Origin of the sequence: Streptomyces glaucescens, from assembly GCF_002154375.1 — a bacterium.
GTDB lineage: Bacteria > Actinomycetota > Actinomycetes > Streptomycetales > Streptomycetaceae > Streptomyces > Streptomyces glaucescens.
The window spans coordinates 1-1,027 of record NZ_MUND01000876.1; the positions used below are offsets into that span (position 1 = coordinate 1).

A 1,027-nucleotide genomic window follows, 5' to 3' on the forward strand; every position below is an offset into this window, starting at 1 on the left:
GTGGCGTGGCGGACGGCGTCGCCGCCCCCACCCCGGCCGGCGCCGACGCCGTCCGCCACGCCACCCTCGGCCTCGCCCTGCGCGGCCACCGTCCGGAGGCGCTGCTCGCGAACCGGGCGTTCCCGGAGCCGGGCGGCGAGGCCGACGGCTGGCTGGCCGGGCCGCTCGCCCAGCAGCGCAAGGTCCTGGCGGAGTGGGAGGAGACGTACGACGTCCATGCCGTGCCGCACCTCGGTCGCGACCCGCGCGGAGCGGACGATCTCGCCGCCCTCCCGGTACCGGCCGTCAAGTCCGGCACCACCACCGTCGAGTGGCCCGTCACCGACCGTCTCGCCGAGGACGGCGTGCTCGTCTGGCACATCCCGCTGCCCGGCGCCGTCCGCGACGACCTCGACCTCATCCGCCGCGGCGACGAACTCGTCCTCACCGCCGGGCCGTTCCGCCGCATCGTTCCGCTGCCGTCCGCGCTGCGCCGCTGCACCGTCGACGGCGCGGGCCTGCGCGAGGGCGAGCTGCGCGTCCGGTTCGCCCCGGACCCCCGGCAGTGGCCGCGGAGCCGGTGAAGCGGCCACGCCCGTTCGGGTAACGTCGGAGGGACGAAACGTAGTCAGGAGGCCGCCATGAGCGAAGAGCGCCCCACCCACGACGCGGCTCACGAGCAGGCGGCCGACGACCCCCGTCCGCCGGGCGACCCCGACGCCTGGGCGACCGCCTGCGCCGAGGACCTGGAGGCCGAGAAGGCCCGGCGCCGGACCCGGCAGCAGCAGCCGCCGCCCGGCTCCGCCGCCGAGGAGCTGCGCAAGTTCGTCGACACCGCCCTCGACAAGCTGGCAGGCCTGCAGTCCCCGCTGCTCGGGGCGGTCGCCGGACCCGCCGCGCAGCAGGTGGTGCAGCAGGTCGTCGAGCAGGCCAAGGCGGCCGTCGAACCGGTCATCGAGCGCAACCCGGACGTCTTCGACCACCTGGCCGCCGCCGGCCAGGAACTCCTGGCCGCCTACCGCTCCGCGGTCCAGCGGTTCTCCTGGGC

General features: G+C 76.7%; 2 protein-coding genes. Both read left to right on the forward strand.

Annotated features, from left to right (window positions below):
• A partial coding sequence (locus CCN42_RS38710; RefSeq protein WP_479688106.1) for an ArsA family ATPase occupies positions 1 to 563 on the forward strand: 563 nt, incomplete at its 5' end.
• 57 nt (positions 564 to 620) lie between these two features.
• Positions 621 to 1,027 (forward strand): DUF5304 domain-containing protein (locus CCN42_RS38715; RefSeq protein ID WP_086741883.1); only part of this gene is annotated, 407 nt, incomplete at its 3' end.